This is a genomic window from Alteromonas sp. MMG017, assembly GCF_018100795.1.
GTDB lineage: Bacteria > Pseudomonadota > Gammaproteobacteria > Enterobacterales > Alteromonadaceae > Alteromonas.
In genome coordinates this window covers 1-1150 of sequence record NZ_JAGJDY010000035.1, presented here as the reverse complement: position 1 = coordinate 1150, position 1150 = coordinate 1, and the positions used below count along the sequence as shown (strand labels likewise).

The window sequence follows — 1150 nt, the reverse complement described above, 5'->3', positions numbered from 1 at the left end:
TGAGAAGGTCCCGTCATTGCCGACGAAGCCGGTGACCGTTTGCGTAGCGCCGCTGCCATCGGTGATCGCTAAACTAATCACTTTGCCGATAAACTCACTGATACCCGTAATGGTGGGTGTCGCTGAGTTAAAATCCAGTGTATCCAGACTCAACACATCGAGGTTCACGTCAACTAAGCCCGTGGTCGTGATATTGGCGAGTGTGCTGTTGTCGGTATCTAGCACAGTGGCGTCTACCGTTAGCAAGCCATCAGCTAAATCCACCGTGATAGGGATTGAGAAGGTTCCGTCATTGCCGACTAAACCAGTGACGGTTTGCGTCGCGCCGCTGCCATCGGTGATCGATAAGCTAATGACCTTACCCACGTGCTCACTGATACCCGTAATGGTGGGTGTCGCTGAGGCGAAATCTAGTGCATCTAAACTCAACACATCTAGGTTTACGTCAACTAAGCCCGTGGTCGTAATGTTGGCCAAGGTGCTGTTATCGGTATCTAGCACAGTGGCGTCTACTGTTAACAAGCCGTCGGCCAAATCCACCGTGATTGGGATTGAAAAACTACCATCGTTGCCCACTAAACCAGTGACGGTTTGCGTAGCCCCGCTGCCATCAGTGATCGCTAAACTAATCACTTTTCCGATAAACTCACTAATACCCGTAATGGTCGGTGTCGCTGACGCGAAATCAAGTGCATCTAAACTCAACACATCGAGGTTCACATCAACTAAGCCCGTGGTCGTAATGTTGGCGAGGGTACTGTTATCCGTATCTAGCACAGTGGCGTCAACCGTTAACAAGCCATCAGCTAAATCTACCGTGATAGGGATAGAGAAGGTTCCGTCATTGCCGACTAAACCAGTAACGGTTTGCGTAGCGCCGCTGCCATCGGTGATCGCTAAACTAATCACTTTGCCGATAAACTCACTGATACCCGTAATGGTCGGTGTCGCTGAGGTGAAATCAAGTGCATCTAAACTCAACACATCGAGGTTTACATCAACTAAGCCCGTGGTCGTAATGTTGGCGAGGGTACTGTTATCCGTATCTAGCACAGTGGCGTCTACCGTTAACAAGCCGTCGGCCAAATCCACCGTGATAGGAATTGAGAAGGTCCCATTGTTGCCCACTAAACCAGTGACCGTTTGCGTT

Annotated in this window: 1 pseudogene; it reads right to left on the bottom strand. The window is 50.0% G+C overall.

The window, feature by feature from the left end:
• A pseudogene (locus tag J8L84_RS20090) lies at positions 1 to 1150 on the bottom strand (hypothetical protein); the annotation flags it as partial.